3 protein-coding genes are annotated in these 2,309 nt (G+C 69.0%); all 3 read left to right on the top strand.

Going from position 1 to position 2,309, the window contains the following annotated elements:
* The coding region (locus VFW69_RS11845) for a sensor histidine kinase (protein ID WP_526501402.1) at nt 1-794 on the top strand (794 nt) is incomplete at its 5' end.
* Entirely contained in the window at nt 791-1,465 is a 675-nt protein-coding gene (locus tag VFW69_RS11840) for a response regulator transcription factor (protein ID WP_526501400.1), read from the top strand. The genes VFW69_RS11845 and VFW69_RS11840, both read left to right, overlap by 4 nt.
* A 122-nt stretch (nt 1,466-1,587) precedes the next feature.
* The gene (locus VFW69_RS11835; RefSeq protein ID WP_526501398.1) at nt 1,588-2,307 is read left to right on the top strand and encodes an ATP-binding cassette domain-containing protein; all 720 of its coding nucleotides are present in this window, start codon (nt 1,588-1,590) and stop codon (nt 2,305-2,307) included.
* Nucleotides 2,308-2,309 lie beyond the last annotated feature (2 nt).

Below are 2,309 nucleotides of genomic sequence, written 5' to 3'. Positions count from 1 at the left end.
CCGCACGGTACGCACCGATGGTCCGCGGCGTGGTGGCGAGCCTGCTGGCGGTCGCGGTGGTGGTCGGGACGGTGCTGGTGACGGGTGCGGCGGATCTGGCCGGCAGCTACGCGGTGCTGCTTGTGCTGGCGGTGTTGGGCGGGGTGTTGGTCGGCGCCCGGCAGATCCGGGTTGAGGCGATGCGGCGCTCCGCGGTGTTGGAGGAGCGGTTGCGGATCGCCCGCGACCTGCACGATGTGGTGGGTCACGGTCTGGGCGGGATCACCGTGCAGGCCGGTACCGGGCGGATGGCGCTCGCGGCCGGAGCGGAGGAGGAGGTGCGGCGGGCTTTGTTGAGCATCGAGCAGGCCGGCCGCGGCGTGCTGCGCGAGGTGCGGTGGCTGGTCGGGGTGCTGCGGGACCGGCCTGATGAGGTCAACCTTGGTGACCTGCCGGCGTTGGCCGACGCGGCCCGCAGCGCGGGATTCGACGTTCGGATGACGGTTGACGGTGACCTCGGGTCGGTGCCGCAGCCGACCGGCGAGGCCGCGTACCGGATCGTGCAGGAGGCGTTGACCAATGCGTTTCGGCATTCGGGGTCCGAATCGGTGTGGGTGCGCGTCGACGTTGGTGACGTGTTGACCGTGCTGGTGCTTGACGGGGGCACGGCCGGGCCGGCGGCGGAGGGGCACGGTATCCGCGGCATGCGGGAACGAGCGGCGGCGGTGGGCGGCGAGCTGTGCGTTGGCCCGCCGGCCGACGGGCCGGGCTGGGAGGTTCGGGCGACGCTGCCGATGCGAGGGAGTCGGCGATGACGATTCGGGTCGCGGTAGCCGATGATCAGGCGATCATTCGCAGTGGGTTGCGGGTGCAGATTTCGTTGGCACCCGACCTGGAATTTGTGGGCGAGGCGTCCAACGGCGCGCAGGCGGTCGCGGTGGCTCGGCAGCAACGGCCGGATGTGTTGCTGATGGACGTGCGGATGCCGGTTCTCGACGGGATCGACGCGACCCGGCGCATTGCCGGTGAGGAGGCAACCCAGGCGGTTCGGGTGATCGTGCTGACCACCTTCGATCTAGACGACTACGTCTACCGGGCGCTGCGCGCTGGGGCGTCGGGATTCCTGCTCAAAGACACCAGCCCGGAGCAGCTGCTCGCCGCGATCCGGGTCGTCGCGGACGGCGGCGCCCTGCTCGATCCGCAGGTGACCCGGCGGCTGATCGCCGAGTTCGCCGCCCGCCCGACCCCTAGGACGCCAACTCGCCGGATCGCGGAGCTGCTCACCGCTCGGGAGATCGAAGTGCTCGGGCTGGTGGGACACGGCTTGACGAACACCGAGATCGCCGAGCGGCTCGTGATCAGCATCTTCACCGCGAAGACGCACGTGAGCAGAATCTTGACCAAGCTGGGGATGCGTGATCGCAGTCAGCTGGTCATCGCGGCCTACGAGTACGGCTTGGTCGTGCCCGGATCCAACCCGTCCTGAGCAGTACAACTACTCCCCGGGGAGTAGCCGCAGGTGCCTGCTGCAGGACGACGCGCGGCATGGGCGCCCGACCCGACCATCGACCGTGACAACCTCACGGACCGCGACAAGGAGCGCCAGCGATGGCCCGGATTTGCTTCGACCACCTCACCAAACGCTACGGACCTGTCACCGCGGTTGACGACCTCACCGTCAGCCTCGAACCAGGGAAGATCACCGGCTTGCTGGGACCAAACGGTGCCGGGAAGTCCACCACGCTGCGGATGCTGGTCGGCCTGACCAGGCCATCGGCAGGAACCGCGACGATCGACGGCCTGCCCTACGCGGAACTGGATCATCCGTCCCGGCTGATCGGCGCCATGACCGACTCGGCCGTGTTTCACCCGCGTCGCAGCGGGCGGGATGCGCTGCGGGTGCTGTGCCTACTCGGCGATATTCCCCTCGGGCGGGCCGACGAACTCATCGACGTGGTCGGCTTGACCGGTGCCGCCGCACGGAAGGTCGGCGGCTATTCGATGGGCATGCGGCAGCGGTTAGGCCTGGCCGCGGCCCTCCTCGGTGACCCGGACACGCTCGTGCTGGACGAGCCCGCCACCGGCCTCGACCCGGCCGGAGTGCTGTGGCTGCGGACATTGCTGCGCGGCCTGGCCAACCAGGGACGCACCGTGCTGGTGTCCAGCCACCTGCTCGCCGAAATGGCGCAGACCGTCGACGACGTGATCATCATCAACGGTGGACGGCTCATCGCCCACGGCCCGATATCTCAACTGATCGGCCGCACCCGATCAACCTCACTGGAAGACCTGTTCTTTGCGCTCATCCCGAAAGGAACCTCGCCATGACC

The sequence above is a fragment of the Mycobacterium sp. genome, assembly GCF_036273375.1.
In the GTDB taxonomy this organism is placed as follows: Bacteria; Actinomycetota; Actinomycetes; order Mycobacteriales; family Mycobacteriaceae; genus Mycobacterium.
The sequence above is the reverse complement of the archived record's forward strand: the minus strand, read 5'-3'. Positions and strand labels throughout refer to the sequence as shown.